Genomic DNA, 22,544 nt, shown 5'->3' with positions numbered 1-22,544 from the left:
CCCGTGGTTCGAGTGCCTGCCCTAAAGGGGTTCCGCGACCGGAGTGAAAGTAAAGCGAGCCGACTGATTCGCGCCGCGGGCGACGGAGACTGACCGCTTGGAATCGGCCCTACAGACTCGGAATCGGCCCACGGAGACGAGAGAAAGCGATCCGAAAACGCAACACCCAGGTTAGGACTCGATGTCGAGGCTGTAAAGGCGCTTGCGGGCGTCCGAGAACGAGAACCGGGAGTCGACGACGTTCTGTTCGTCGAGTCGATTCAGCGCGTACCGGACCGTCCGGGCCGGCAATAGCGTCTCGTCGGCGATCTGTTGCTGGGTCATCGTGTCGTTGTACTCGAGTACCTTCGCGACGAGTTTGGCACTCGGTGGGAGATCGCGAACGTCGTCCCACGTCCCCCGCTGGGTGGTCTCTTGCTGTACTGATGCGCTCATCGTATCACTACATACCGAATACGGAGTGATAATATTTTCTGTTTCATTTTATTCACGACAGTTATCAACTCCGCCGCGGTGCACCGACCCGAAGCCTCTTATGAACCAACACCCAAACCATGGGTGATGAGTGACACTGTGGACGACGTCGACCTCCCATACGACGAGGACGAGGCGTCCCAACAGGAGAAAATCCAGGCGCTCGAGGAACGGCTGGAGATCCTCGAGACGCAAAACGAGGAGATGCGCGACAAACTCCTCGATGCGAACGCCGAGAACAACAAGTACCAGCAGAAACTCGAGCGACTGACCCACGAGAACAAGAAACTCAAGCAGTCGCCGCTGTTCGTCGCCACCGTCCAGGAAATCACGGACGAAGGCGTCATCATCAAACAGCACGGGAACAACCAGGAAGCCCTGACGGAAGTCACCGAGGAGATGCGCGAGGACCTCGAACCCGACGCACGCGTCGCGGTCAACAACTCCCTCTCTATCGTCAAGAGTCTCTCGAGCGAGACCGACGTGCGTGCCCGCGTGATGGAGGTCACCGAGAGTCCCGACGTCAGCTACGAGGACATCGGCGGTCTCGAAGAGCAGATGCAGGAGGTTCGCGAAACCGTCGAGATGCCCCTCGAGAAGCCCGACATGTTCGAGGACGTCGGCATCGATCCACCGAGCGGCGTCCTACTGCACGGCCCGCCGGGGACCGGGAAGACGATGCTCGCGAAGGCCGTCGCCAACCAGACCGACGCCACCTTCATCAAGATGGCCGGTTCCGAACTCGTCCACAAGTTCATCGGCGAGGGGGCGAAACTGGTCCGCGACCTGTTCGAGGTCGCCCGCGAGCACGAACCCGCCGTCATCTTCATCGACGAGATCGACGCGATCGCCGCCAAGCGGACGGAGTCGAAGACCTCCGGCGACGCCGAGGTCCAGCGGACGATGATGCAACTCCTCTCCGAGATGGACGGCTTCGAGGATCGCGGCGAGATCCGCATCATCGCCGCCACCAACCGCTTCGACATGCTCGATCGGGCCATCCTCCGGCCCGGCCGCTTCGACCGCCTCATCGAGGTGCCCAAGCCGAACCAGGAGGGTCGCGAGATCATCTTCGAGATCCACACCCGCGGCATGAACGTGGCCGACGACGTCGACTTCGCGACGCTGGCCACCGACGCCGAGGAGGCCTCCGGTGCGGACATCAAAGCCGTCTGTACGGAAGCCGGGATGTTCGCCATCCGCGACGATCGGACCGAGATCCGGATGGAGGACTTCCGCAACGCCTGGGAGAAAGTGCAGGCCGACTCAGACGACGCCGAGGACGTCTCGAAGACGTTCGCCTGATCGCAGTCGCTTCGTTTTCTGAAGAGCGACGTCGAGAACGGGATCGTCGTCCGGTCGATCGAACCCCCAAATCCGCCGAGCCGTGCCGTCGTCGCAGGACTTCGAGTCGGCCGACTACAGGGTCGCGAAGACGAGCCACGGGACGACGAACAGGGCGACCGTCAACAGCGCGAGGAGGAGCAGATAGGCGACGCCGGTTCCTGCCGCAGCGGTCCACGCCGGGTGCTCGAACTCACTGAGATCGACTGCCATACGTGCATCGTCCGCCGAACGAGGTATAAACGTACCGGAACGGGAACCGGAATCCAACCCGTTCAGGGTTTCGCGCCGTTGTTCACGGTCGACTGGAACGATCTCCGTCGACTGGCCCGCGTCCCGATACCGTTCCGATCCGTCTCGAAGAGGCGCCGACCGCGGCAACGATAGCGTTCTCGATATCCGGAAAATACGGTATTTTGGAACATCTATTCGTATCCTCCAGAGATAAATAATGTTTTAGTACAAATGGGGTATAAGTCGTCAGTCGTAATCAGGTAGAACGAGTCCACGAATATGACAGAGGAACGGAACACGATACCGACCGCACGCAGGAATCGTTCCCCCCTGCGGCCGGTCGACGGTGGGCCTGACAGAACGGGCGGGACTGGATCCCTGCCGAACACGATATCCAGCACGGGAGCGGGGAACTCATGACGAGAACGAACGCTGTCGCAGTTGCGGTGGCGTCTCTCGTGATACTCTCGGTCGTCGGGATAAGTCTGGCTGCTGCCGGGGCAGCGACCCCGCCGACGGAGTCCAGCGACCGATCTTCGATCGATGGAGACGGCACGACCGACGCCGACGTAACCGTCACGGCTACCGTCGACAGGTCCACCGCCGAATCGTCGTTCACCGCCGACAGACAGGCCGAGTCGTCGTTCACCGCCTACGGACAGGAAGGGACGATCCTGCTCGGTGGAGATCGGGAGGTCGTCTTCCCGGAGAGCGACGAGGACGAACCTCTGCCCGAGAACGCACCGGAAAACGTTGAGTGGGAAGAGGAGTCGTTCGTCATCGACGCCGACGTCGATCTCGAGGAGGGGACGTGGGAAGCGGACGCCGAGGACGTCACCGTCCCGCTGATCACCTCCTTCAACGTCAACGCGGATCGCGCCGAAGTCCAGATGAGCGCGCCGAACGGGTTCGAGGGCACGATCGATCCCGAGACGGGTGAGATGACGGCCGAAGCGGACTTCGAAATCGAGGCCGACGTTATCGATCCGCTCCGTGGCATCGCACCCGACTCGACCTGCGTGACTCAGACCGAACTCGAGATGACGACCGGGACCAGCGACAACGGCCTCACCGGATCGCCGTTCGAGGTCGACGAGGAGAGCGGAACCGCCACGGCGACGCTCGTCGACGACACCTTCGCCGTCCCCGGCTTCGACACCGTCGATGGTGCGGGTCCCGTCTGTGGCTCCGCGGCCGACGAGTTCGGCCTTCCCGCAGAAGAATCGGGCGACAACGAGTTCGAACTCGAACTCTGGTTCGACCTCGAAGGCTTCGAAGAGGCGCCAGAGAGCGACGGCGAGTAGAGCAGTACGCGGATCGTCGAACTCCGATGGATGCCGATGCACCGCCGACGTACCGGAGGCAGCGACCGGCGTCTCCCCCGGTTTTTCCCGGCATCGAACAGGGAGAACCGGACGCTCTCAGTTCGTCGAGTCGGTTTTCTTCCGCAGGAGGGCTGGTGTCTGTTCCGGCGCGTCCACCTCGTCGTCCGCGACGAAGGAAGCGAAACCCGCAACCGTCGCGCTGAGCACGCCGATGATGGCGACCAGTCCGGCGATCGAGACGATATCGAACAGACCTGGTCCGGCGCCGTCGGCCGTGTACCGGCTGATCAGCGTGACCGCGATGACGACGTACAGGACGGATCCGATCAGCGATCCGATCGCCGTCTCGACGAGGAAGCGTCTGTCGGTCGCCCGTCGTCCCTCGTCGAGGCCGATCAGTGCGGTGAGTACCGGCGCGACCAGCAGCGTGACGAAGATCGCGATCAGTGGCGCGAAGACGCTAAGGACGTCGCCCCCGGCCTCGATCGACTGGACCGTCCACTCGATCGCCGTGTAGCCCACGATCCCCAGGGCGATCCCCGCGACGGACAGCAGAACCGTCCACCGGGTCACGCCGCGAAAGGTAGTGACTACCATCGGTACACGACTCTTACGGATCAATTGGTACGTTTTTCCAAGAACGTGACGTTTGCCACGGCGTCGTCCGGCCGAACCGGGCGCGAGCGATTCGAGATCGGTTTTCGGACCGTTTTTACCGGTCGGTCGGCTACGAGGACGCAATGACGAAAATCGTCGTGGTGGACAACCACGGACAGTTTACGCATCTTGAACGCCGGGCACTTCGGGACCTCGGCGTCGACACGGAGTTGATCGACAACGAGACGCCACCGTCGGAGGTAGACGCCGAGGGGATCGTGCTCTCGGGCGGCCCGGACATGGACCGGATCGGCCGATCGGCCGACTATCTCGAGGGGGACGTGCCCGTGCTGGGCATCTGTCTGGGGATGCAGTTGATCGCCGAGGAACTCGGCGGACGGGTCGGAGGCGGCGACTACGGGGGCTACGCAGACGTGAGCGTCGACATCGTCGACGACGCCGATCCGCTCACCGGGTCGCTCCATCCGGAAACCCGCGTCTGGGCGAGTCACGCCGACGAGGTGAAGGAACTCCCCGAGGGGTTCGAGTTGACGGCCCGGAGTGACGTCTGCGACGTCGAGGCGATGAGCGACACCGATCGCGATCTCTACGGCGTCCAGTGGCACCCCGAGGTCGCCCACACCGAAGAGGGCGAGGAGATCTTCGAGAACTTCATCGCGATCTGCGAGTCGTAAACTGTCCCCGCCAGCCGCCCTCTTTCCTGGCACAGGCGTAATCGGCTCGATCACCGGCGACAGCCGGTTCGAGTACCGGCCTCGCGCCGGCGTTCGATCGCATCATCCCCACGACGCTCGGACTCGAACTGTCACTCGATCCCGCTAACGGCGGTGTAACGTGGTTGCACTCTTGCCGCCAAACGAGTATATAGTTACACAACGAACCAGATAACGTAATGCAACCAGCTGCCGCTGCGCCGACATTGGTATCGACTCCGACTATCCCGGCCGTCGACGTGGAGGTGAACTGAGATGGTCGAAAGCGTCCTCGTCACCGGTGCGACGGGGAACCAGGGTGGCGCAGTGGTCGACCACCTGCTCGCCGCGGATACCGACTTCGACGTCTTCGGCCTGACGCGTGACGCCTCGGGCGAGACCGCGCGACGACTCGCCGATCGCGGCGTGACGATGGTCGAGGGCGACCTGAACGAGAAGGCGTCGCTCGCGCCCCACGTCGCGGCGGTCGACGCCGTCTTCGCGGTGACGAACTTCTGGACGGAGGGCTACGATCAGCAAGTCCGGCAGGGCAAAAACGTCACCGAGGTCGCCGCCGAGGAGGGCGTCGACCAGTTCGTCTTCAGCGGCGTCGGGAGCCACTGGGAGGACACCGGTATCCCGCACTTCGACTCCGCGTGGGAGATCGAACGGCACGCCCGGAATCTCGACCTCCCGCTGACCGTTCTCGGGCCGGTGTTCTTCTTCCAGAACTTCGAGGCGTTCGCAGAGGACGTCGTCGAGGACGGGACGATCGCCCTGCCGCTCGCGGAGGGCGTCTCCCTCCAGATGATCGACACGGACGACGTCGGTCACGCCGCGGCCGTTGTGTTCGAGAACCCCGACGAGTTCGTCGGCGACCGCGTCGAACTCGCGGGCGACGAGCAGACGCTCGCCGAGACGGCCGCCGTCCTCTCGGCGGTGACGGGTCGGGACGTCGAACCGGTCCACGTCCCGATCGAGGACGCCTACGACTCGTTCGGCGAGGAGTTCACGGTCATGTGCGAGTGGTTCAACGAAGTCGGCTACACCGCCGACATCGACGCGCTCGAGGATCGGTTCGGCTTCGAGTTCACCGATCTGGAAGCGTACCTCCGCGAGAACGGCTGGGAGGACAAGGAGGGCATGGCGTCGGTGCCGGGCTGGGTCAAGGCCATGCAGTGACCCGGCGCGCTGGATCACGGCGATGCAGTGACCATGGCTGACTTCCGACCGTCGCGAAAAACCGGCGGTAACGAACTCGAACCGCCACCAGCCGTAGTCACGCACCGACTGTATTTGCAGCGTGAACCCGAACTACCGTTCGTTTTCGCGATTCGGTGCACGATCGGCGACTGCCGGGGCAGGCACCCGCAGTTCGCGATCGGTAGGGTCAAGAGCAGTGCCGTCGCTACCGTGGTCGAAAGGCGGGACCCGAGAATCGAGACCGATTACTCGTCGAACAGATCGTCGACGGCCTCCCGTGCGGCGAGGGCGGCGTCGTCGGCGACCTGGTCGGGATCGGCGACGTCCTCGGGCGCGTTCAGGTAGACGTCGACCTCGAGGAGACCGTCCTCGAAGGTCACGGTGACGTCGAAATCACGCACCGCGGACTGCTTGTACCGCGAGAAGATGAGACCCTCCGCAGCGTCGGCAGCCGTCTGGACGACGGTCTCGTCGGAAGGCTCGTCTTCCGTCATTTACGCGCCGCCAGCACCGGGGCCGCCGGGGCCGGCCGGACCGCCGCCCATCGCACCGCCGCCGCCGAGCAGCTCTTCGAGTTCCTCCTGGAGGCTCTCGAACTGCTGCTGGACGCGGTCTTCCTGCTTTTCGAGCGTCTCGAGGCGGATCTCGAGCGTGTCGACCTTGTCTTCGAGGTCCTCCTGGGCCTCGTCGTACTCGGTCTCGACGAGGAGTTCGCCGACGTTCCGGTACATCGTCGTGTCGTCGTCGATGTTCTCGAGTTCGTCGAGCGCGTTCTGGGCTTCGGTGAGGCTCGATTCGGCCTCCTGCTTCTGGACGGCGACCTCCTGTGCAGTCTCCTGCAGGCCCTGCAATTCTTCGATTTTCTCCTGTGCTTCAGGCGGCAGATTACCTTGCATGTTTCGACCCTCGCCCTCCGCACTGATAAAGGCAAGCTTTGACGTTCAGGACCGCTGCGCGAGCGGACGACCGACCGCGGGCGTCGGGAATGGCGGCGACCGACGCGTCCGGTTCGCGTGGCCGCTACCGTCGATCGTCGTCGGTCGTCACCGCGGCTCCGACGTCCGCCGTCCGTTCCGCCACGTCGATCAGCGAGAACCAGGTGTTCAGGGCCGCTCGCAGCGCGACGACGTCGGCGGCGTCGATCGCCACCCTGACGACCGCCCCGTCTCGATCGATCGTCGTCCGGGAGCGATCGTCGTCGATCTCGCCGATCTCGCGGGCGACGCTGTCGGCGACGATCCGTGCGCGAGACGCGGTCTCGTACTCGAACTCGAGGGTCGCGTCGTGAGAAGACACCGGCCTATTCGACGTCGACTTCCTTGACGTCGCGGCTGCGTTCTTTCAGGAGTACGCGGTGGCCACAGTAGGGACAGCGGACACCGCCGTACTCGTCGAGCTTGACGTCGCGCTTACAGCGAGAACACTTGTAACTCATACGTTTGGTCGTGGATCCGGGGATTATTCGTCGTCGGCCAGTGCGGCACGGATCGAGCGCTGGACGGTCCGGCCAGCGGGGGTCTGGGGACGGAACGCGCCGCCGGTGAAGACTTCGCCGGTCTCCTCGTTCTTCCAGATGCCGGTCCCGACGCGAGTCACGTCGTCGCCGTCGACCTGTGCGCTCTCCATGTCGTCTTCGATCTCACTGACACGACGTCGAGCAACGCGACCGTAGCGAGCGCCGAACCGGCCCGCGCTGCCGACTGTTCCTTTCTTGGCCATAGTACTGCTGTCTATCGCCAGCGGATTCTTAAACCTGTTGAGTTACGACTCACCCGATCGTTCGGCGACCGGTCCCACGAGCAACTCGCGAAAGACCAGCGCGAGCGCGGCGAGATAGCCCGTGACCGCCAGCGGGCCCGTGAGCAGCCCCGTCCCGATTCCCGCCACGACTACCGACTGGAGGGCGAGTCCACTCACTCCGAGAAGGGGAATCGCGGCCAGGACGAGGTCGGGACGTTCGAGCATGGCTAATTAAATTTCATTACACCCGGTCGGATAAGGGTCGGACAAGGGGCAGACAGTGTCACTTCCATCGGCCCGTAACAATACGCACAGCGGTCGCGAGGACGAGTTACTGAAACTCCGCGTCGGCGAGGACGTCGTTGAGGTCCTCCCGGATCCGTTCGCCCATCTCCCGATCGCGGGCAGTCGTCACGACGCGATTCTCCTGTACGCTCGAGCCGTCACGCAGGAGCATGCGAACGTTGCCGCCGTGGTCGGCGCGGGTCACCTTCGCTCGGAGCCCCGACTGGGAGCCCTTGCCCCCGGCGTCGATCGGGCCGGGGATCACCTTCTTGACGTGTGGATGGCCGGCGACGGTCTGGATGGCCCGCATTCCGGTCCGGCCGCCGATGAGCGTCGAGTGACTCCCGCCGATCTTCTCGGCCGGCGGGGTCTCGACCACGTCGAGAGCGCGATTCCCGCGCCGATCGAGGACCGCCTGTACTGGCTCGTCGTCGTCGACGCGGTAGAACTGGTGGTGAATGTCCTCGCGGACCGCCCGAATCACCGCCCGCGACCCGCCGGCGTAGACCTCCTCGGGCCGCTTGCGCCGGATCTCGTCGCCGATCAGGCCCGCGAAGTTCCGGAGTTCGACCGTCTCGTTCTCGCCGTCTTCCGGGGTCGTCGTCACCGTCGTCTCCCCGAGAATCTCGTCGGTCGCGTCGGCGTCGGGATCGGGGTCACCCTCCGTGTCACCGCCCGCCAGCATCGTCAGCGTCGCCCGATCGCGCGTCGCGTCGAGCACCACCGCTTCGGTGTTCGCCTCCCGGCAGACCAGACAGAAGTCGCCGGGTTTCTCGAGCGGCGACGCACAGTGACGACACTCCATATCGATAGTTCACCCGCGGGTGATAAAACGGGCGTGTTTTTCGATCGGTGGTCGACGGTCCGCGTCGCCGCCCGTCGCTAGCTCGAGGACCCCATCGTGTCGGCGAGTTTCGCCCCGCAGGCGCGGCAGTACCGCGACCCCTCGGAAACGATGGCCTCACATTCGGGACAGACGACGCCCTCGTCGGGCGTGCTCACCGACTCGCTCTCGACGTCCGTGCCACAGGAGGCACAGTACGCCGCGTCCTCGGACACCGCCGCCCCACACTCCGGGCAGGTCCCCTGTCGATCCCAGAGCACCCGCCGGCGCGACTTCGAGACGTAGTTGTACGCACCCCACACGACGTTCCCCAGCCCCATCGTCCACCAGAACGTCAGGATCGCGACGATGACGTGCGAGGCGACCGAGCCGAATCGACGATCGACCATCACGACCCGATCGGGGCCTTCGTCCTCGATCCGCCAGCCCTGGGCTACCAGATCGTCGATCTCACGCTGAAGACGCTTGCTCCGCATACGAGTCCGTAAGAGACGAACGGACAAAACCTGTTCACACCGATCGCCACGATAATCAGTCCGAACGACAGGTGTGGGTCACGTCACGGACGGAAGACGATATCCGAGGACTACTCGGCGGTCGGTCCGGCGTCGAGGTCGATCCCCCGCCGACTAGCTGCCGTTCGCAGGATCGACGCGGCGCGATCCTCGTCGACGTCGTCGAGGAGGCAGTCGACGAACCCACCGAGGAGTTCGTGTTTGATCCGGAGGTCGACGTACTCCACGCGACCGCCGGCCACGACGACGTCGACGTCCCACTCGCCGTGTTCCGGTTCGGTCATTCGAACGTCGACCCACTCGTCAGCGGTCGTTTCGGGGGCTGTAAACACGTCGTTGGTCATAGACTGCCGTCTGGAGGCGACGGTAGCTGATAAGCTTCTCGCCCGAGTGACAGTCCGAATCGGCTGACGTACGTTCGCTATCCACCTACCGCCCGACGATCGACACGTGCACTTACCTTCCTCCAGTGCGCGAACGAACTATGACCGCACTCCTGCAGGCCGTCGCGACGGTCGCGGTCGCAGAGACGAACGGTATCAGCACCGACGTCGCCGTGACCGACGGTCTCGTCGGCAGCGCGATCGGGGCCGTCCTGACGACGCTGGTCGTCGGGGCGCTCATGATCGCGGTCGTCCCCGACTACACGGACCGGATGACGTCTGTCGTGCTCGAGGACCCAATCGACTCGTTGCTGTACGGGGTCCTCTCGCTGGTCGCCGTCTTGCTCGTGACCGTCCTGCTCGTCGTCACGGTCGTCGGCATCTTCGTCGCGATCCCGCTCTTGCTGGTGGCCGCCCTGATGTGGGCGATCGGGTCGGCGATCGCGTACCTCGCGATCGGCGAACGGCTGGTCGGTCGCGACGACGGCTGGCTGAAACCGTTGCTGGTTGGGGCGGGACTCAACGGCGCGCTCGCACTGACCGGGATCGGCGGCCTCGTCGCGTTCGCCGTCGGCGCTGCCGGGTTCGGCGCAGTGCTCCGGACCGCTCTTCCATGAGCGACGGCGGCAGCCGACCCGATCGGCAGCGGGCCCCCGATCCGCCGTTTCTAACTGCTCCCGCGAACTCCCGGCCCTTGCTGTCGAGAACTGCCGTGGTTAGCCGAGATCGATCGGATCGACTTTGAGGTACTCCCGGAGAACGACCGTCGCGTAGGACCCTTTGGGGAGCGAAAACGAGAGGGTCAGCGGATCGTGTTCGACCTCGAGATCGGTCTGGACGAGAATCGACCGCCGGGTCCCGTTCGAGTAAAACTCGCCGGGCAGATCGAAATCGCCGGATTCGAGGTCGAGGTCGTCGAGGACGGCCCGCTCGATCTCGCCCTGCTCGCCGTCCGCGAGTTCCGTCTCGGTGCCGACCAGCGGCGCGGTGACGAAGGCCCGACCTCGTTCGCAATGGCGGGTCACCGAGTCGACGCGGCGATCGTCGACCCGCTGCAGGCGGTCCGCGTCCGGGAGGACGAGTCCCTCGGGGGCGTCGGTGTCCGCGAAGCAGACCACGTCCCCCGCGACGGGGCGATCGAACGGCAGGTCGCGCGCCAGACGCTCGCTTATCATCCGGTTGAACGCGTACGACTGGGCGGCGTGGACGAACAGCCGCTGGAGGTTCGAGGGAACGCGCTCGAGTGCGGCCCGGAACGTCTCGGGTCCGGGCGCTCCCTCGCACTCGGCCAGTTCGTGCAGCATCGATCGCTCGTAGCGCAGTCGGTTCGGGAACCGATCGAGGGCTTGCTGCCAGTCGCGGGTCTCCTCCACGAACGCGCGGGCCGCCTGCGTCCCTTCGGGTTCCGCGTCGGTCGGCCGTCCGAGGTAGGCCATCACCGCCCCTTCCCAGTCGCCGCGAACGATCTCGAGGCCGACCTCGTGGGTGATCGGCCGCCGACTGCCGAAGCGCTGCTGGCCGAAGAAGTTGGGGACGCCGATCGGTGTCACGTCCGCGCCGTCGACATCGTCCCCGCCTCTGCGGCGGCTCTCGAGGCCGCCGAACGCGCGTAACTCGTCGGTGATCGGGTCCGCGTTCTCCGGCCGATCGGGATCGCTAACGACGAGTTCGAACGCGTTACCCGCGAGGTCGCCGAACTCGATCGATCGGCCGGCCCGGCCGAGGACCTCGAGGTCCGCCCCGTCGACGTCGGGCAGGTCGTCCGGATCGGAACCGTAGACCGAGAAGAGTTGCGTCGTCACCGCGTACTTGTCCTTCGTCCCGGCCCAGTTGACCCGTTCCCGGGAGACGCCCAGTGCGTCGGAGAGTCGAGCGGCGAAGTCGTTGGTGTCCCACCCGCGCAGGGTCGCCCGGAACACGAGGTGCGGGTAGGCGTCCGTCCCCGCGTCGACGGGTTCCGTGTCGAACCGTTCGAGTTCGCGCACCCGGAAGTGCTCGTCGTCCTCGCGCAGGTGGCCGCCGACGCCGTCGGCGTCGGTGACGTAGTACTCCATACCGACGGCCTGCTCTGTGGGGTGGGCTGGACGCATGCTGATTGTCGTCCGTTTCGGGTGCCCGCGGTAAATCGGTTCGTTCTCGCGATCCCCGCCGACATCGCCGGATCGCGAGTCCGACGGTTACACTTGCCGATAGAGCCTCTACGGGGTTCGCGGTGATAGCGGCTCACGGCGATGGAACCGACATCCACGAAAGACGTCGATCCGACCGACAGCGACCATCGCGAGGTGGGCGCGGGACTGTTAGACGAGCAGATGGGACCGAGTTCGGCGATGGCCCACCTCTATCGCGGCGAGATCCACCGGATGAAGTACTGGCGCGAGCGCCTCGATCGCACGTCGAACTGGGCGGTGATCGTCATGAGCGGGGTCCTTACCTGGGGCTTCTCGGGCAGCGGCCGTCCGCACTACATCCTCCCGTCGCTGTCGAGCGGCGTCTGGCGGCCGCCGGTGGGGCCTCGAGAACGAGGCTGTGTCGTCAGTTCGGTTTGACAAGGATCTTCACGTGGTCGCTCTCGGGATCAAGAAGCCGCTCGAACCCCTCGTCGACGATCTCTTCGAGACCGATACGGCCGGTGATGAACGGCTCCGGATCGAGCCGACCGTCCGCGAGCATCTCGATCACCATCCCGTACTCCTCGTCGGCCCGCGGCCCGCCGAGGTACGCGAGGGTCCCGGTCACCGTTCGCTCGCCGAGAACGAGGGCGTTCGGATGGGTGCTCACCTCCTCTTCCCAGATGCTCACGATCGTCGTTCGGCCGCCCGGGGCGGTGCTCTCGATCGCTGCGTTGAACGAGGCCTCGACGCCCGCGACCTCGAACGCGACGTCGACGCCGCCGCCGGTAGCCGACGTAATGGACTCGACGGCGTCCGTACTCGACGGATCGACGAGTTCGTCCGCGCCGCAGTCCGCCGCGCGGTCGCGCCTGGCATCACGCGGCTCGGAGACGTAGATCGTCCCCGCGCCGGCCGCCCGGGCACACTGGATCACGGCCAGTCCGATCGGTCCGCTCCCGAACACCGCCACCGCGTCGCCCGCCTGGAGCCCCGAGCGACGAACCGCGTGCAAACCGACGGCCAGCGGCTCGACGAGCGCGCCGTGCTCGATCGGAACCTCGTCACCGAGGGGAACGGCGTGCTCTGCGTCGATGACGGCGCTCTCGGCGAATCCGCCGTCGCCGCCCGAGAGGCCGAGGAACCCGATCGAATCGCAGATGTGGTAGTCACCTCGCCGACACTGACGGCACTCGCCGCAGTAGAGGATGGGGTTGACGGCGACGGCGTCTCCGGATTCCAGGTCGGTGACTGCCGATCCGACCTCGGTGACGGTGCCGCTGTACTCGTGGCCCATCCTGATCGGTGCCGTCTCTCCCGAAACCGGGTGCGGGTCGCCCTCGGGAACGAAGATCGGTCCGGCGGCGTACTCGTGGAGGTCCGAGCCACAGATCCCACAGGAGTCGACTTCGATCCGAACCTGTTCCGGCCCGACGCTTCCTTCGGCGACGTCCTCGACGCGGATGTCTCCTCGATCGTGATACGCTGCTGCTCGCATGTGTGACGGAACCACTCCACACGGCATAACTGCTCCTAGCCGGATCGGACTGGTCCGGAAGCCGATCGGTCAGTACGTCGATCGATCAGTCCGCGACGTCGGCAACGAGGTCCCGGACGAACTCCAGTTCGTCCTCCAGCACCGTGTGGCCGACGCCCTCGTAGATCCGTTTCTCCATCTCCGCGTCGAGGTCCTCGAACACTCGCGCCGACTCCTCGACCCGATCGACCGGAATGTGCGGGTCCTGATCGCCACAGCCGATGAACACCGGCGTGCGGTCCATCGACCCGTCGTACTCCCGCGGCGTCCCCTCGGGGCCGATCAGCCCCCCGCTGAGCGCGACCACCCCGCCGTACCGATCGGCGTTCCGGGCCGCGTACTCGGTCGCGAGACAGCCACCCTGCGAGAACCCGAGCAGGATCGTCCGTTCGAGGGGGATCCCGTCACCGCTCCCGTTCCCGTCGAGTTCGCCCGTGGTCACGTCGGCGACCGTTTCGTCCAGCAGTTCGAGCGCGGAGTCGAGGTGGGGTTGGTTGTCCTCCAGGTCGGCGAGGAAGGAGTTGGGGTACCAACTGCCGCGCTGGGCCTGGGGTGCGACGTACGCGACGTCGTCGTGACCGATCTCGTCTGCCAGTCCGAGCATGCCGCGGGCGCGTGCGCCGCGGCCGTGGACGAGGATCATCGCCGCCGACGCGTCGGCGAGGTCGGGGCCTGCGCGTTCGATCGGCTGGTCGCCGTGTGGGCCGGTCGCCATACCAGCAGTCACGGTCCCCGGCGGAAAAGACGTTGGCGAGCCGGCGAAACGGGACCGCGATTCAAAACAGCGAGAGGTCGCCGGTGACCCGATCGACGCGATCGTCCGCGGCCGGGCCGACGGCCAGCGCGGTGACGGTACCCGGTTCGAGTTGCGTGTGACCCGCGTCGCGAACGAGCGCGTTCGGAATCCCCTCGCTGTCCGCGATCTCCGAGAGTTCGTGGAGTTGACGTTCGCTCTCGCCTTTCAGGACGACCTTCTTCTGGCCGCCTTGCTTCCACTGGCGCCGTAGCTGACTGTCGGCTTTCTCGTAGGCCGACAGCGACGCGTGGGCGACCTGTGCGGCGAGCTTTCCCCGACCCATTCCGACGTCGGTGCGGGCGACGATTGCCTGTTTCATGCGGAGGCAGACGTGACGGCAGCCTATAATCTCGATGATCCGGATCGTGGGGTTTTACGAACCACCACGGCCACTGCCCGCGTAATGATCCTCTCCGACGCGGACATTCTCGATCGGCTCGAGGCCGGCGACCTCGTCGTCGAACCGCTGGACGACCCGGACCTGCAGATCCAGCCCGCCAGCGTCGACCTCCGACTGGGACGCGAGTTCCTCGAGTTCCAGCGGACGAACATCCCCTGTATCCACCCCAACTCCGAACAGGAGGTCGACGAGTACGTCACCGAAACGATCGTCGAGGACGGCGACGACTTCATCCTCCACCCCGGTGACTTCGTGCTCGGGACGACCTACGAGCGCGTCGAGATCCCGGCCGACCTGATCGCCCACGTCGAGGGTCGATCGTCGCTGGGCCGCCTCGCCGTGGTAGTGCACGCCACAGCGGGGCTGTGCGATCCCGGCTACAGGGGCCAGATCACGCTCGAACTCTCCAACCTCGGCACGGCACCCGTCGCGCTCACGCCGGGGATGCGCGTCTCGCAGCTCACGTTCACGGAACTCAAGACCCCCGCCGATCGGCCCTATGGAAGCGATCGGGGCTCGAAGTACCAGGACCAAGACGGCCCGCAGGCGTCGCGCATCCAGAGCGACGACGAGTTCGGCGGCGACCAGCTCGAGCGCGAGAACTGACGACGGAAGGTGCGGGGATCGGCTGGTTCGACGCGTCGCGCCTGTACCGCGGCGAGCGTCGCGTTATAGCTGCGCTTCGGTCGTCGCTGCCGGTCCCCGGAGTGCGACCCAGGCACCGAGGAGGAGCCCGACGACGACGCCGACCCCGAGCGACGCGTTCGCAGCGAGGCCCGCGAGCCACGTCGCCAGGGCGACTCCGGCGACGAAGCCGATCATGAACCCGGCGAACGCGCCGGTGACGCGACGGCGTCGCGGCGGGGCCTCGCCCGTGAGATCCGCGGTGACGCCGGCCGTCGCGATGGCCCCGGCGAGGGCACCCACGAAGACCCCGAGGAGTACGGCAAATCCGCCCAGCTGGTGGGTGAGTTCGGTGACGAGCGTCGAGACGACGAGAAACGTGGCGACGCCCGATGCGATCGCGAGGACGACGGATCTGCCTGTCATCGTTCCCCGTACGTTTTCCTGGCACCCGTATAAATCGTGTGTCGCGTCCCTGGCCCGGCGAGCGATCGGGACCGAGCGTCCGCCCCTCGAAACCTGGATTCCGATATTTTCTGGTCCACGTCCTGATCCCGGTAGCTGCCCGTCGGAACCCGCGTCTGGGAGATCGAACCGGGCGACTCGGGGGCACGATCGCTCTCGATGACACTACAGTTATCCGCCGGGCACTCGTACGGTCGAGCAACAGATGCGATTCGCCGAAGAGATCGTCGTCGATGAGTTCCTTCCGACCGTCCGGTCGCTGCTCGCCGGTGCGCTCCGCGAACGCGGGCTGACCCAGAGCGAGGTCGCGGAGGTGCTCGGGATCAGCCAGAGCGCAGTGTCGAAGTACGCCCACGGCGACGTCACCGTCAACGAGCGCATCGCGACGGACGAGCGCGTCGAGGCCCTCGTCGACGAACTCGCCGACGGGCTCGCGGCCGGCGACGTCAGGCCGGTCCGGGCGCTGATCGAGATCGAGGTCCTGATCCGGGAACTCGAGCAGGGCGGCGACCTCCTCGCTCAGTTGCACGAGGAGGCCGTGCCGGAACTCGCCGACCACGGCTCGAATTTTCGGGTGCACGATCCGGAGAGCGACCTCCGGACCAGCGAACGGGTCCTCTCCTCGCTCCGGCGCGGGTTACGGCTCCTCGAGAACGCGAGCGGGTTCGCCGGGCTGATCCCCGCCGTCGGCTCGAACCTCGTCGCCTGTACGCCGGATGCGGACGACATCGACGACGTCGCCGGCGTTCCCGGTCGTATCTTCGACGTGAAAGGGAAGGCGACGGTGCCGGCCGATCCCGAGTTCGGCGTCTCCGAACACGTCGCAACCGTGCTCCTTGCGGCGCGCCGCCACGGTGCGGACGCCGCGGCGGCGATCAACGTCAGGTACGATCCCAAGTTGCTCGCCGAACTGACCGAACGCGGCCACGTTACCGCCGAGTTCGACGAAGCCGACGACGTCCCCTCGAGTATCGGCGCCGCGCTGGCGGACGAACCGGACGCGTCCGTGCTGTACCAGACCGGCGGCATGGGAATCGAACCGCTCATCTACGTCCTGGGTCCGGACGCGGAGTCCGTCGCGGACACGACCAGATCGCTCATCTGATACTCGGCGGGGAACGCACATGGGCTCGGAAACCGCACAGGAGTTCTACGGCCGCTGGGCGCGATTCTACGACCTGGTCGCCCGCCGGACGCCCGGTATTCCGCGACTTCGCCGGCGTGCGGCCGCCGCCTGTCGGCTCGATCGCGGCGACACCGTCGTCGAGATGGGATGTGGCACGGGGGCGAACCTGCCGTACCTGCGGGAGCGAGTCGGTCCCGAGGGAACCGTTATCGGCGTCGACTTCACCCGGCCGGTCCTCGATCGTGCTCGCGACCTCACCGCCGCATACGACAACGTCCACGTGGTCCGTGGCGACGCGACGCAACCGCCGATCGGCCGCGCGAACGAGATCGATGGAATCGACGCAGACGACGATCGCGGGATCCCAGACGCGATCCTGGCCACGTTCGTCGTCGGGATGCTCGCGGATCCGGCAGGCGCGGTCGACGACTGGTGTGACCTCGTCGGGCCGGGCGGACACGTCGTGCTCGCCAACGCCGCGAGCAGCAGGAAATGGTACGCCCCGCCCGTCAACGCCGTCTTCCGGGCGATCGTCGTCCTCTCGACGCCGCCCACGACGAAATTCCGGTACGAGGACGACCCGCACCGGCGACTCGACGCGAAGATCGACGCCGCCCACACACGTCTGCGCGATCGATCGACAGCGATCGCGGACGAAACGCACGTGTTCGGCGTCGTTCGACTGACTGGCGGGCGGATCGAGTGACTGGTTGCGGGGTCGCGGCCCGCGCTGATCGTACTTGATCGTCCGGCACGAAAGGGGCTCGATGTGATCGTCTCACGACGACCGTTCGGTCCGTCGGTGCGAACCGAACCACGTTTCACGAGGGAGTTCTCGGCCTCCGGCGCTTTCGACGCCCTCGATAGCGGCCGTGAAACACCGGGTTCGGATCCGGTCCCGATCGAAACGGGACCTGCGACCGGTCGTCAGTCGGGGACACGAAAAATGCGTTATCGAACGCGAATCGGACGTCACTCGTCGCGACGGATTCCGATCCCGATCAGCGCGAGCAGGGTCGCAGCCGTTATCGGAACGCCGAATCCGGGAAGCGAGTCGTCGGCGGCGTCGGTCTCGTCGCCGCCGGTCTCCTCGGCGGACAGCGAGAACGCCGCTTCGAACCCGTCGAACTCGGTCCCGGCGTCCCAGCTCGCCTGTCCGTCCGACTCGGTGTCAGGCTCCGGCGTCGCAGTCTCGATCGTCGACCCGTCCGGCCCGGCGACGACGACCGTCCGATCGGTCTCGTACCCGCTCGCGAACGGCTCGGTCACGACGAGCCGATCGTCCTCGACCGCCGCGAGTTGCGCCCAGGTCACCGAGAGCACGACGACGCCGCGATCGTCGTCCGTCGTGCGGACGTCGATCGAATCCGCCGTAACCGTCATCTCGCGGTCGACGTCGTCGCTCGCGTTCGCGGCGACCGGCTGCATTCGAGCGGTAAATCGATCGAGCAGTTCTGTGCGGGTCTCGTCGTCGGATTCGAGCGTCTCGAACGCGTCGCGCTCGTCCTCGTCTGTGAGGTCGTACACGCTGACGAGCGAGACGGTGGCATCACCGTCGGCCGTCAGTTCGACGTGCAACGTGGGTTCGTCGGTATCGGCGGGATCGCTGGCCGTCGCACCGGCACCTGAAACCGGTGAAACCAGGAGCCCCGAGAGCACGACGAGCACGCCGAAAGCGACGATCCATCGTCCCATTCTTACTGGTTCTCGTCGTCGTTCGTCGGCTCATCGTTGCCGGCCTCGGATCCCGGCTCTTCGGCGTTCGTTTCGTTGCCGTCAGTTTCGTCGTCGTCCGCAGGCGTATCCACGTCCGAAGCGTCGTCAGCCGGCGCATCGGGACCCGCTTCCGGTAGTTCGATCGGCGCGCCGGGCTCTCGATCCGCGTCGACCGGCTGACCGACGCCCTCACCGGCGATCGACGTCGCGATTTCGGCGACTTCCGGACCGCCGAGTTCGCTCGCGTTTTCCGCGAGCATCTGAATCGCCTCGACGTCGATACCGTTCTCTTCGGGCCTCTCCAGTTCGCCGGCGGTCGCTACCGTACCGTTGGCCAGCCGTTCGGTCGTCTTCTGTTCCACCGCGACGGCGGCCATCTCGGCTTTGTACTGTCCGCGTGTGATTTCGCCGGCTTCGTAGGAGGCGTTCAGTTCCTCGGTGCGGTTCTCGATGTCCGCGATGCGTTCCTCGACGTCGGCCTGCTGCTCCAGGACGACGTCGGCTTTGGCGTCCTCTGTCTGTGCGGAGGCGACCTTGATCCCGTACGTGCGCTCCGCGAGTTCACCGTCCAGTTCGGCCTCCTGAACGCCGACGACGGCGGACAGTTGTTCACCGGGTGCGACGTCCTCGTCCTCGGTGTCCTGTTCCTGTGCGTTCGCGGCCGCGCCGACGTCGGCAGCCGCGAGGGGCACCGCCGCCATCGAGACGGCGAGTAGCAGTGCAAGTACGATCGTCGTTGGTCGCTTCATGACGATTGGGACGTGGAGCTACCGCTCCATATACAGGGTCGATTATCACTCCGATTCAACGACTATTAACGACGTTTGACACCGTTGTCGAGCGCCGGCAACGGTCGTAAATTGGGCGAAACGGTCCGTCGCCGTCGTGCGATCGTGCTGGTTTGCCCGTCGATCGCGGGACTCCCCTCAGTCGCGTTGCTCCCCGAACTCGAGCACCGCGTCTCGCTGCTCGGGAAGCGTGAGCACGTTCTCACGACCCAGTCGGAACGACTCGAGTTTTCCCTCCTCGCGCAACCCGCTGACGACCTTGCTCGTCTTCGCGTCGGTCCAGCCGAGTTCCGAGACGACGTCCTGTTGTTTCATGCGGCCGCCGCGGTCCTCGAGCAGTCGGAGGACGCGCTCTTCATTACTCAGGAACTCGTCCGGAACGGCCCGTTCGGCTTCCGCGTCCCGATCGGCCGTCGCCGCGCCGCCCGCTGCGTCGCCGTCGTCGCCGTTGCCGCCCGGAACTGGAGCGGGAACGCCGCCCGATCCCTGCCGGCGATACCACACCGCGACGCCGAGTCCGAATACTCCGAGAACGGCGACGCCGAGCGCGATCGTCGACAGCGACGGTCCCGCCCCCCCGCTCGAGACGACCACACGGGGCTCGTCGGAGACGAAATCCGTCCGCGACCCGCGCCAGATGACCGCGTTCTCTCGATGAGCGTCCGGTTCGGGGCTCGCGCTCGTCAGTTCGTATTCCTCCGGCCACGAAACCAGTAACCGAGTCCCGTCGTCGAGATAGTATCCTTCGATCGCGTCCCCGGCGCGCAGTTCGGTGCCGTCCACGACGGCGAACCCGCGCCAATCGAACGTGTACCTGATGATGCCGTACTCGCGGGCCAGCGACTGCCGTTCCGTCTCGACGGCGAACCCGTCGATCGACATCTCCCGGTCCGTCGCGTTGCTCGCCGTGGCGACCGTCGTATCGATCCGATCGGCAAACCGCGTCAGGTACGGCTCCGGATCCTCGTCGATATCGGTCGCGACCGACTCGAAGGCCTCCGTCGATTCGTTGTCGTCGAGTTCGACCCAGAATTCCACGGTCCACTCGGCGGAGCCGTCGGCCGCCAGGGCGACGTTCATCCGGACCTGGTCCGGATCGACGTCTTCGGGACTCGCCGAAAATCCGTCCGGCGATTCGACGGCGCGAGACGGTGCCTGCGGCTGACTGGCGGTCGCGCCGGCGACCGAAAGCGGCCCGGAAACGACCAGCGAGAGCACGAGAGCGACGATCAGCAGCCGAACGATCGATCGGGGGTTACGGTCGGTCATACTCGTCCAGGACGCCGCTGTAGTCGATCCGTTTGCAATCTATCCACGGGAGGGAAACGGAGGAAAAGACGCTGCAAACGTATCCGGGGGATCACGAAATTCAGTATACTATGGCACTCTAATACGCTTTTTGGTCAGTTACGAGTAGCATCAACGATCTGATCAGCGCGGCGAGAACGGCCCGGCCCGATTACGGCGTCACGGGACCGTGAAGTGCGGCCGCCCCGGGCGTGTTCTCGGAAACGACGCCACCGAGTGCGTCGATCGCGCCGTCGACGAAGCTACTGATAGCCCCGAGCAACTCCGAAACGAAGTCGGGAACCGGCTCCGGGAGGTCGTCCGGCGGACCCTCCCCCGGCGTTGCCGCTGCCGTTCCGGCCGCTCCGACGAGCAGCCCGATGCTGACCACGATCGCGAGTACTACGTGTCGTCTCATGGCGACTGGATAGTCGTCGGGACCGTTTATCAACCGGTCAGGTTTTGTCGCCGGTTTTCGCCGGTTTTCTTTCGATGTCTCAGGGTTATCGGTCAGATAAGTCATTTCGGGAGCGACGAACAATCCCCGATCGGTTCCCAACGCTTCCCGCTCAGGTGGCTGGCGCGTTCAGCGCTTCCCGTTCAGGTGGCTGGCGCCTCGAGTCCCTCGTACTCGCGAACGCGATCGCAGATCTCGTCCGGGATCGCCTCGGGCCGCTTCGTCTCGGGATCGACGCGGACGAGCGTCGTCTCGGCGGACGCGACGATCCCGCCGTCGACGAGGAACTCGTACGCCATCGTACAACTGGTCGTCCCGAGGTCGGTGACGGTAAGCGCGATCGTCAGGTCGTCGTCGATCGTGATCGGCCGCTCGTAATCGATCTCGAGGGCCGCGAGGACGAACGCGTGGTCGCGCTCGTCCAGTCCCAGCACCTCCTCGATGTAGTCCGAGCGGACCTCTTCGAGGTAGCTCGCGTAGACGGCGTTGTTGACGTGATTCAGCGGATCGAGATCGCGAAAGCGGATCGGTATCTCCGAAGTGAATTTTTCACTCATTGTTCATTGTCTCCGGTGTCGGACGGAAGTAGGCACCGGTTCGCGGCGTGTACCCGACAGGAGGCTGGCGATGGCGTCGCCGGTCAGGTCACAGCGAGGTCTCCCCCATCTCCGCAGATCAATCGGCTTCGTACAGCCGCGCGTGCTCGTCACAGAACTCGGGCTCGCGAAGCTGCGCCTCGATCAGGTCCTCGTGGTAGTGTGCGTTGAAGAGTCGACACGTCCTCCGATCGCAAAACGGCTCGCCGGTCTCGAGGTAGTGGGCGGCCTGCAGGACGTATCCCTTCAGCGCGTCGGTCGTCCGGGGATCGTCTTCGATCAGGAACTCGCCCTCGACGCGGTTCTCGAGCACCTCGCGCGGCGGCGTGTCACCGGAGAGCAGCGAGTGACGCTGTTTCTCCCTGTAGTACTCCTCGGGCTTCGCCGGGGCCTCGTAGAGGCCGGGCACCGAAACGAGCGCCGGCTGACCGAGGACGGTCACTCGCTTGTGCCAGCGGCCGTCGTGATCGCCCCACGTCCCGATCGCCCGATCGAGGAGCGGCACGTGCAGCGTGTCGAGACCCCGTTCGTCGGCGGGCAGGGCGGTGTTGAGCGCCCGCTGGACCGTGACGCCGTCGTAGAGGACGCCGCCCTCCCGGTCGGGATCCTCGAGCGCACGTTCCTCGTAGCGGATCGTCCCCAGCATCGTGTTACCCGTGTCGCGATCGTAGGGTGACGTCACCCGGGCTTCGGCGAACCGTTCGGGGAGGTCGCCGGTTCGGTGTCCGTCGAGGAACCGATCCCGGACCGTCACCGTCGCGTCGACGCGACCCGCGAGCCAGTCGGCGATCGTATCGACGTCGGCGACGGTCGTCGGGGCGCGATAGAGGATGACGGTGCTAACCATGTACCATCTAGTCGTACCACTCGGTGAAACTGTTACGGTCGCGGCTCGGTATCCCCGTCAGACGACTGGCGTCAGGTCTCGAGAGCGGGCGACGTCCCGGGAAGTACGGCGGCGACGGTCCAGTCGCGCGTGTCGAC

At 65.7% G+C, this 22,544-nt stretch carries 31 protein-coding genes and 1 pseudogene; 9 read left to right on the top strand and 23 right to left on the bottom strand.

Translation table 11 applies throughout. The features are described 5' to 3' along the window. Positions 1–171: 171 nt before the first annotated feature. On the bottom strand, positions 172–435 hold the full coding sequence (locus MUG98_RS01940; protein ID WP_265110502.1) for a MarR family transcriptional regulator: 264 nt from the start codon (positions 433–435) through the stop codon (positions 172–174). 126 nt (positions 436–561) lie between these two features. Here MUG98_RS01940 and pan1 point away from each other — a divergent pair, with 126 nt between their 5' ends. Further along, positions 562–1,779 (top strand): proteasome-activating nucleotidase Pan1, encoded by a 1,218-nt coding sequence (gene pan1 / locus MUG98_RS01935; RefSeq protein WP_265110501.1) that lies wholly within the window; start codon positions 562–564, stop codon positions 1,777–1,779. Positions 1,780–1,893: 114 nt separating this feature from the next. Here pan1 and MUG98_RS01930 read toward each other — a convergent pair whose 3' ends face one another. Further along, positions 1,894–2,031, bottom strand: coding sequence for a hypothetical protein (locus MUG98_RS01930; RefSeq protein WP_265110500.1), 138 nt, complete (start codon positions 2,029–2,031; stop codon positions 1,894–1,896). A 437-nt stretch (positions 2,032–2,468) separates the two neighbouring features. On the opposite strand from MUG98_RS01930, the gene MUG98_RS01925 reads away from it, so the two are divergent. Further along, a complete protein-coding gene (locus tag MUG98_RS01925) occupies positions 2,469–3,356 on the top strand; it encodes a cell surface glycoprotein (RefSeq protein ID WP_265110499.1) in 888 nt (295 codons plus the stop codon). Between the two features lie 117 nt (positions 3,357–3,473). Here MUG98_RS01925 and MUG98_RS01920 read toward each other — a convergent pair whose 3' ends face one another. Next, on the bottom strand, positions 3,474–3,974 hold the full coding sequence (locus tag MUG98_RS01920) for a hypothetical protein (RefSeq protein WP_265110498.1): 501 nt from the start codon (positions 3,972–3,974) through the stop codon (positions 3,474–3,476). Between the two features lie 143 nt (positions 3,975–4,117). On the opposite strand from MUG98_RS01920, the gene MUG98_RS01915 reads away from it, so the two are divergent. Together MUG98_RS01915 and MUG98_RS01910 are read left to right on the top strand one after the other, a co-directional pair. Next, positions 4,118–4,669 (top strand): GMP synthase subunit A, encoded by a 552-nt coding sequence (locus MUG98_RS01915; RefSeq protein ID WP_265110497.1) that lies wholly within the window; start codon positions 4,118–4,120, stop codon positions 4,667–4,669. Positions 4,670–4,963: 294 nt separating this feature from the next. Beyond that, a complete protein-coding gene (locus tag MUG98_RS01910; protein ID WP_265110496.1) occupies positions 4,964–5,869 on the top strand; it encodes an NmrA/HSCARG family protein in 906 nt (301 codons plus the stop codon). Between the two features lie 266 nt (positions 5,870–6,135). On the opposite strand, the gene MUG98_RS01905 is transcribed toward MUG98_RS01910, so the two are convergent. The 9 genes from MUG98_RS01905 to MUG98_RS01865 all read right to left on the bottom strand — a co-directional run bounded on the left by MUG98_RS01905 (position 6,136) and on the right by MUG98_RS01865 (position 9,618). After that, a complete protein-coding gene (locus tag MUG98_RS01905; protein ID WP_265110495.1) occupies positions 6,136–6,384 on the bottom strand; it encodes a DUF3194 domain-containing protein in 249 nt (82 codons plus the stop codon). Further along, on the bottom strand, positions 6,385–6,786 hold the full coding sequence (locus tag MUG98_RS01900; RefSeq protein ID WP_265110494.1) for a prefoldin subunit beta: 402 nt from the start codon (positions 6,784–6,786) through the stop codon (positions 6,385–6,387). 124 nt (positions 6,787–6,910) lie between these two features. Continuing rightward, positions 6,911–7,186 (bottom strand): KEOPS complex subunit Pcc1, encoded by a 276-nt coding sequence (locus MUG98_RS01895; protein WP_265110493.1) that lies wholly within the window; start codon positions 7,184–7,186, stop codon positions 6,911–6,913. A gap of 4 nt (positions 7,187–7,190) precedes the next feature. Further along, positions 7,191–7,325, bottom strand: a complete 135-nt coding sequence (locus MUG98_RS01890) for a DNA-directed RNA polymerase subunit P (RefSeq protein WP_250141105.1) — start codon at positions 7,323–7,325, stop codon at positions 7,191–7,193. A gap of 23 nt (positions 7,326–7,348) precedes the next feature. Beyond that, positions 7,349–7,609 (bottom strand): eL43 family ribosomal protein, encoded by a 261-nt coding sequence (locus MUG98_RS01885; RefSeq protein WP_265110492.1) that lies wholly within the window; start codon positions 7,607–7,609, stop codon positions 7,349–7,351. Between the two features lie 42 nt (positions 7,610–7,651). Continuing rightward, positions 7,652–7,855: a hypothetical protein gene (locus MUG98_RS01880; protein ID WP_265110491.1), complete on the bottom strand. Its 204-nt coding sequence runs from the start codon at positions 7,853–7,855 to the stop codon at positions 7,652–7,654. 106 nt (positions 7,856–7,961) lie between these two features. Beyond that, positions 7,962–8,720 carry a DUF2103 domain-containing protein gene (locus MUG98_RS01875; protein ID WP_265110490.1) on the bottom strand — a complete coding sequence of 253 codons (759 nt, stop codon included), beginning with the start codon at positions 8,718–8,720 and terminating at the stop codon, positions 7,962–7,964. A gap of 77 nt (positions 8,721–8,797) precedes the next feature. Then, entirely contained in the window at positions 8,798–9,235 is a 438-nt protein-coding gene (locus MUG98_RS01870; protein ID WP_265110489.1) for a zinc ribbon domain-containing protein, read from the bottom strand. A 110-nt stretch (positions 9,236–9,345) separates the two neighbouring features. Beyond that, the gene (locus MUG98_RS01865; protein ID WP_265110488.1) at positions 9,346–9,618 is read right to left on the bottom strand and encodes a hypothetical protein; all 273 of its coding nucleotides are present in this window, start codon (positions 9,616–9,618) and stop codon (positions 9,346–9,348) included. 140 nt (positions 9,619–9,758) lie between these two features. On the opposite strand from MUG98_RS01865, the gene MUG98_RS01860 reads away from it, so the two are divergent. Next, positions 9,759–10,274, top strand: a complete 516-nt coding sequence (locus MUG98_RS01860; protein WP_265110487.1) for a DUF8173 domain-containing protein — start codon at positions 9,759–9,761, stop codon at positions 10,272–10,274. A gap of 99 nt (positions 10,275–10,373) precedes the next feature. Here the strand turns inward: MUG98_RS01860 and truD are convergent, their stop codons facing one another. Beyond that, positions 10,374–11,747 (bottom strand): tRNA pseudouridine(13) synthase TruD, encoded by a 1,374-nt coding sequence (gene truD, locus MUG98_RS01855; RefSeq protein ID WP_265110486.1) that lies wholly within the window; start codon positions 11,745–11,747, stop codon positions 10,374–10,376. Positions 11,748–11,888: 141 nt separating this feature from the next. Between truD and MUG98_RS01850 the strand changes: the two are divergent. Then, positions 11,889–12,131, top strand: a pseudogene (locus tag MUG98_RS01850) (DUF2270 domain-containing protein); the annotation flags it as partial. A gap of 61 nt (positions 12,132–12,192) precedes the next feature. Here the strand turns inward: MUG98_RS01850 and MUG98_RS01845 are convergent. The 3 genes from MUG98_RS01845 to pth2 form a co-directional block, all read right to left on the bottom strand. After that, on the bottom strand, positions 12,193–13,266 hold the full coding sequence (locus MUG98_RS01845) for a 2,3-butanediol dehydrogenase (protein WP_265110484.1): 1,074 nt from the start codon (positions 13,264–13,266) through the stop codon (positions 12,193–12,195). Positions 13,267–13,351: 85 nt separating this feature from the next. Beyond that, positions 13,352–14,020, bottom strand: a complete 669-nt coding sequence (locus tag MUG98_RS01840) for an alpha/beta hydrolase (protein ID WP_265110483.1) — start codon at positions 14,018–14,020, stop codon at positions 13,352–13,354. A 61-nt stretch (positions 14,021–14,081) separates the two neighbouring features. After that, positions 14,082–14,420 carry a peptidyl-tRNA hydrolase Pth2 gene (gene pth2, locus MUG98_RS01835; RefSeq protein ID WP_265110482.1) on the bottom strand — a complete coding sequence of 113 codons (339 nt, stop codon included), beginning with the start codon at positions 14,418–14,420 and terminating at the stop codon, positions 14,082–14,084. A gap of 84 nt (positions 14,421–14,504) precedes the next feature. On the opposite strand from pth2, the gene dcd reads away from it, so the two are divergent. Further along, a complete protein-coding gene (dcd, locus tag MUG98_RS01830; RefSeq protein WP_265110481.1) occupies positions 14,505–15,107 on the top strand; it encodes a dCTP deaminase in 603 nt (200 codons plus the stop codon). Positions 15,108–15,170: 63 nt separating this feature from the next. Here the strand turns inward: dcd and MUG98_RS01825 are convergent, their stop codons facing one another. Next, the gene (locus MUG98_RS01825) at positions 15,171–15,551 is read right to left on the bottom strand and encodes a DUF8147 domain-containing protein (protein WP_265110480.1); all 381 of its coding nucleotides are present in this window, start codon (positions 15,549–15,551) and stop codon (positions 15,171–15,173) included. A gap of 244 nt (positions 15,552–15,795) precedes the next feature. Between MUG98_RS01825 and MUG98_RS01820 the strand changes: the two genes are divergently transcribed. Both MUG98_RS01820 and MUG98_RS01815 read left to right on the top strand, forming a co-directional pair. After that, the gene (locus tag MUG98_RS01820; protein ID WP_265110479.1) at positions 15,796–16,695 is read left to right on the top strand and encodes a thiamine-phosphate synthase family protein; all 900 of its coding nucleotides are present in this window, start codon (positions 15,796–15,798) and stop codon (positions 16,693–16,695) included. Between the two features lie 19 nt (positions 16,696–16,714). Continuing rightward, a complete protein-coding gene (locus MUG98_RS01815; protein ID WP_265110478.1) occupies positions 16,715–17,422 on the top strand; it encodes a class I SAM-dependent methyltransferase in 708 nt (235 codons plus the stop codon). A 266-nt stretch (positions 17,423–17,688) separates the two neighbouring features. Here MUG98_RS01815 and MUG98_RS01810 read toward each other — a convergent pair whose 3' ends face one another. From MUG98_RS01810 to MUG98_RS01785, 6 genes are all read right to left on the bottom strand, one after another. Next, positions 17,689–18,411 (bottom strand): DUF7345 domain-containing protein, encoded by a 723-nt coding sequence (locus MUG98_RS01810; RefSeq protein ID WP_265110477.1) that lies wholly within the window; start codon positions 18,409–18,411, stop codon positions 17,689–17,691. Between the two features lie 2 nt (positions 18,412–18,413). Then, positions 18,414–19,181: a hypothetical protein gene (locus tag MUG98_RS01805; protein WP_265110476.1), complete on the bottom strand. Its 768-nt coding sequence runs from the start codon at positions 19,179–19,181 to the stop codon at positions 18,414–18,416. A 177-nt stretch (positions 19,182–19,358) separates the two neighbouring features. Then, complete coding sequence (locus MUG98_RS01800; protein WP_265110475.1) at positions 19,359–20,489, bottom strand: helix-turn-helix transcriptional regulator; 1,131 nt, start codon at positions 20,487–20,489, stop codon at positions 19,359–19,361. 190 nt (positions 20,490–20,679) lie between these two features. Then, positions 20,680–20,925 carry a hypothetical protein gene (locus MUG98_RS01795; protein WP_265110474.1) on the bottom strand — a complete coding sequence of 82 codons (246 nt, stop codon included), beginning with the start codon at positions 20,923–20,925 and terminating at the stop codon, positions 20,680–20,682. Between the two features lie 182 nt (positions 20,926–21,107). Further along, positions 21,108–21,521: an acyl-CoA thioesterase gene (locus MUG98_RS01790; RefSeq protein ID WP_265110473.1), complete on the bottom strand. Its 414-nt coding sequence runs from the start codon at positions 21,519–21,521 to the stop codon at positions 21,108–21,110. Positions 21,522–21,639: 118 nt separating this feature from the next. Further along, positions 21,640–22,407 carry a DUF7001 family protein gene (locus tag MUG98_RS01785; RefSeq protein ID WP_265110472.1) on the bottom strand — a complete coding sequence of 256 codons (768 nt, stop codon included), beginning with the start codon at positions 22,405–22,407 and terminating at the stop codon, positions 21,640–21,642. Positions 22,408–22,544 lie beyond the last annotated feature (137 nt).

This window comes from Halosolutus halophilus (genome assembly GCF_022869805.1).
Classification (GTDB): Archaea; Halobacteriota; Halobacteria; order Halobacteriales; family Natrialbaceae; genus Halosolutus; species Halosolutus halophilus.
This window is presented reverse-complemented; position numbering and strand designations above follow the sequence as displayed.

Excerpts from the sequence above, each read along its gene's own strand:
- MUG98_RS01940 (WP_265110502.1), bottom strand. The coding sequence starts at position 435 with ATGAGCGCATCAGTACAGCAAGAGACCACCCAGCGGGGGACGTGGGAC.
- pan1 (WP_265110501.1), top strand. The coding sequence starts at position 562 with ATGAGTGACACTGTGGACGACGTCGACCTCCCATACGACGAGGACGAG.
- MUG98_RS01930 (WP_265110500.1), bottom strand. The coding sequence starts at position 2,031 with ATGGCAGTCGATCTCAGTGAGTTCGAGCACCCGGCGTGGACCGCTGCG.
- MUG98_RS01925 (WP_265110499.1), top strand. The coding sequence starts at position 2,469 with ATGACGAGAACGAACGCTGTCGCAGTTGCGGTGGCGTCTCTCGTGATA.
- MUG98_RS01920 (WP_265110498.1), bottom strand. The coding sequence starts at position 3,974 with ATGGTAGTCACTACCTTTCGCGGCGTGACCCGGTGGACGGTTCTGCTG.
- MUG98_RS01915 (WP_265110497.1), top strand. The coding sequence starts at position 4,118 with ATGACGAAAATCGTCGTGGTGGACAACCACGGACAGTTTACGCATCTT.
- MUG98_RS01910 (WP_265110496.1), top strand. The coding sequence starts at position 4,964 with ATGGTCGAAAGCGTCCTCGTCACCGGTGCGACGGGGAACCAGGGTGGC.
- MUG98_RS01905 (WP_265110495.1), bottom strand. The coding sequence starts at position 6,384 with ATGACGGAAGACGAGCCTTCCGACGAGACCGTCGTCCAGACGGCTGCC.
- MUG98_RS01900 (WP_265110494.1), bottom strand. The coding sequence starts at position 6,786 with ATGCAAGGTAATCTGCCGCCTGAAGCACAGGAGAAAATCGAAGAATTG.
- MUG98_RS01890 (WP_250141105.1), bottom strand. The coding sequence starts at position 7,325 with ATGAGTTACAAGTGTTCTCGCTGTAAGCGCGACGTCAAGCTCGACGAG.
- MUG98_RS01885 (WP_265110492.1), bottom strand. The coding sequence starts at position 7,609 with ATGGCCAAGAAAGGAACAGTCGGCAGCGCGGGCCGGTTCGGCGCTCGC.
- MUG98_RS01880 (WP_265110491.1), bottom strand. The coding sequence starts at position 7,855 with ATGCTCGAACGTCCCGACCTCGTCCTGGCCGCGATTCCCCTTCTCGGA.
- MUG98_RS01875 (WP_265110490.1), bottom strand. The coding sequence starts at position 8,720 with ATGGAGTGTCGTCACTGTGCGTCGCCGCTCGAGAAACCCGGCGACTTC.
- MUG98_RS01870 (WP_265110489.1), bottom strand. The coding sequence starts at position 9,235 with ATGCGGAGCAAGCGTCTTCAGCGTGAGATCGACGATCTGGTAGCCCAG.
- MUG98_RS01865 (WP_265110488.1), bottom strand. The coding sequence starts at position 9,618 with ATGACCAACGACGTGTTTACAGCCCCCGAAACGACCGCTGACGAGTGG.
- MUG98_RS01860 (WP_265110487.1), top strand. The coding sequence starts at position 9,759 with ATGACCGCACTCCTGCAGGCCGTCGCGACGGTCGCGGTCGCAGAGACG.
- truD (WP_265110486.1), bottom strand. The coding sequence starts at position 11,747 with ATGCGTCCAGCCCACCCCACAGAGCAGGCCGTCGGTATGGAGTACTAC.
- MUG98_RS01845 (WP_265110484.1), bottom strand. The coding sequence starts at position 13,266 with ATGCGAGCAGCAGCGTATCACGATCGAGGAGACATCCGCGTCGAGGAC.
- MUG98_RS01840 (WP_265110483.1), bottom strand. The coding sequence starts at position 14,020 with ATGGCGACCGGCCCACACGGCGACCAGCCGATCGAACGCGCAGGCCCC.
- pth2 (WP_265110482.1), bottom strand. The coding sequence starts at position 14,420 with ATGAAACAGGCAATCGTCGCCCGCACCGACGTCGGAATGGGTCGGGGA.
- dcd (WP_265110481.1), top strand. The coding sequence starts at position 14,505 with ATGATCCTCTCCGACGCGGACATTCTCGATCGGCTCGAGGCCGGCGAC.
- MUG98_RS01825 (WP_265110480.1), bottom strand. The coding sequence starts at position 15,551 with ATGACAGGCAGATCCGTCGTCCTCGCGATCGCATCGGGCGTCGCCACG.
- MUG98_RS01820 (WP_265110479.1), top strand. The coding sequence starts at position 15,796 with ATGCGATTCGCCGAAGAGATCGTCGTCGATGAGTTCCTTCCGACCGTC.
- MUG98_RS01815 (WP_265110478.1), top strand. The coding sequence starts at position 16,715 with ATGGGCTCGGAAACCGCACAGGAGTTCTACGGCCGCTGGGCGCGATTC.
- MUG98_RS01810 (WP_265110477.1), bottom strand. The coding sequence starts at position 18,411 with ATGGGACGATGGATCGTCGCTTTCGGCGTGCTCGTCGTGCTCTCGGGG.
- MUG98_RS01805 (WP_265110476.1), bottom strand. The coding sequence starts at position 19,181 with ATGAAGCGACCAACGACGATCGTACTTGCACTGCTACTCGCCGTCTCG.
- MUG98_RS01800 (WP_265110475.1), bottom strand. The coding sequence starts at position 20,489 with ATGACCGACCGTAACCCCCGATCGATCGTTCGGCTGCTGATCGTCGCT.
- MUG98_RS01795 (WP_265110474.1), bottom strand. The coding sequence starts at position 20,925 with ATGAGACGACACGTAGTACTCGCGATCGTGGTCAGCATCGGGCTGCTC.
- MUG98_RS01790 (WP_265110473.1), bottom strand. The coding sequence starts at position 21,521 with ATGAGTGAAAAATTCACTTCGGAGATACCGATCCGCTTTCGCGATCTC.
- MUG98_RS01785 (WP_265110472.1), bottom strand. The coding sequence starts at position 22,407 with ATGGTTAGCACCGTCATCCTCTATCGCGCCCCGACGACCGTCGCCGAC.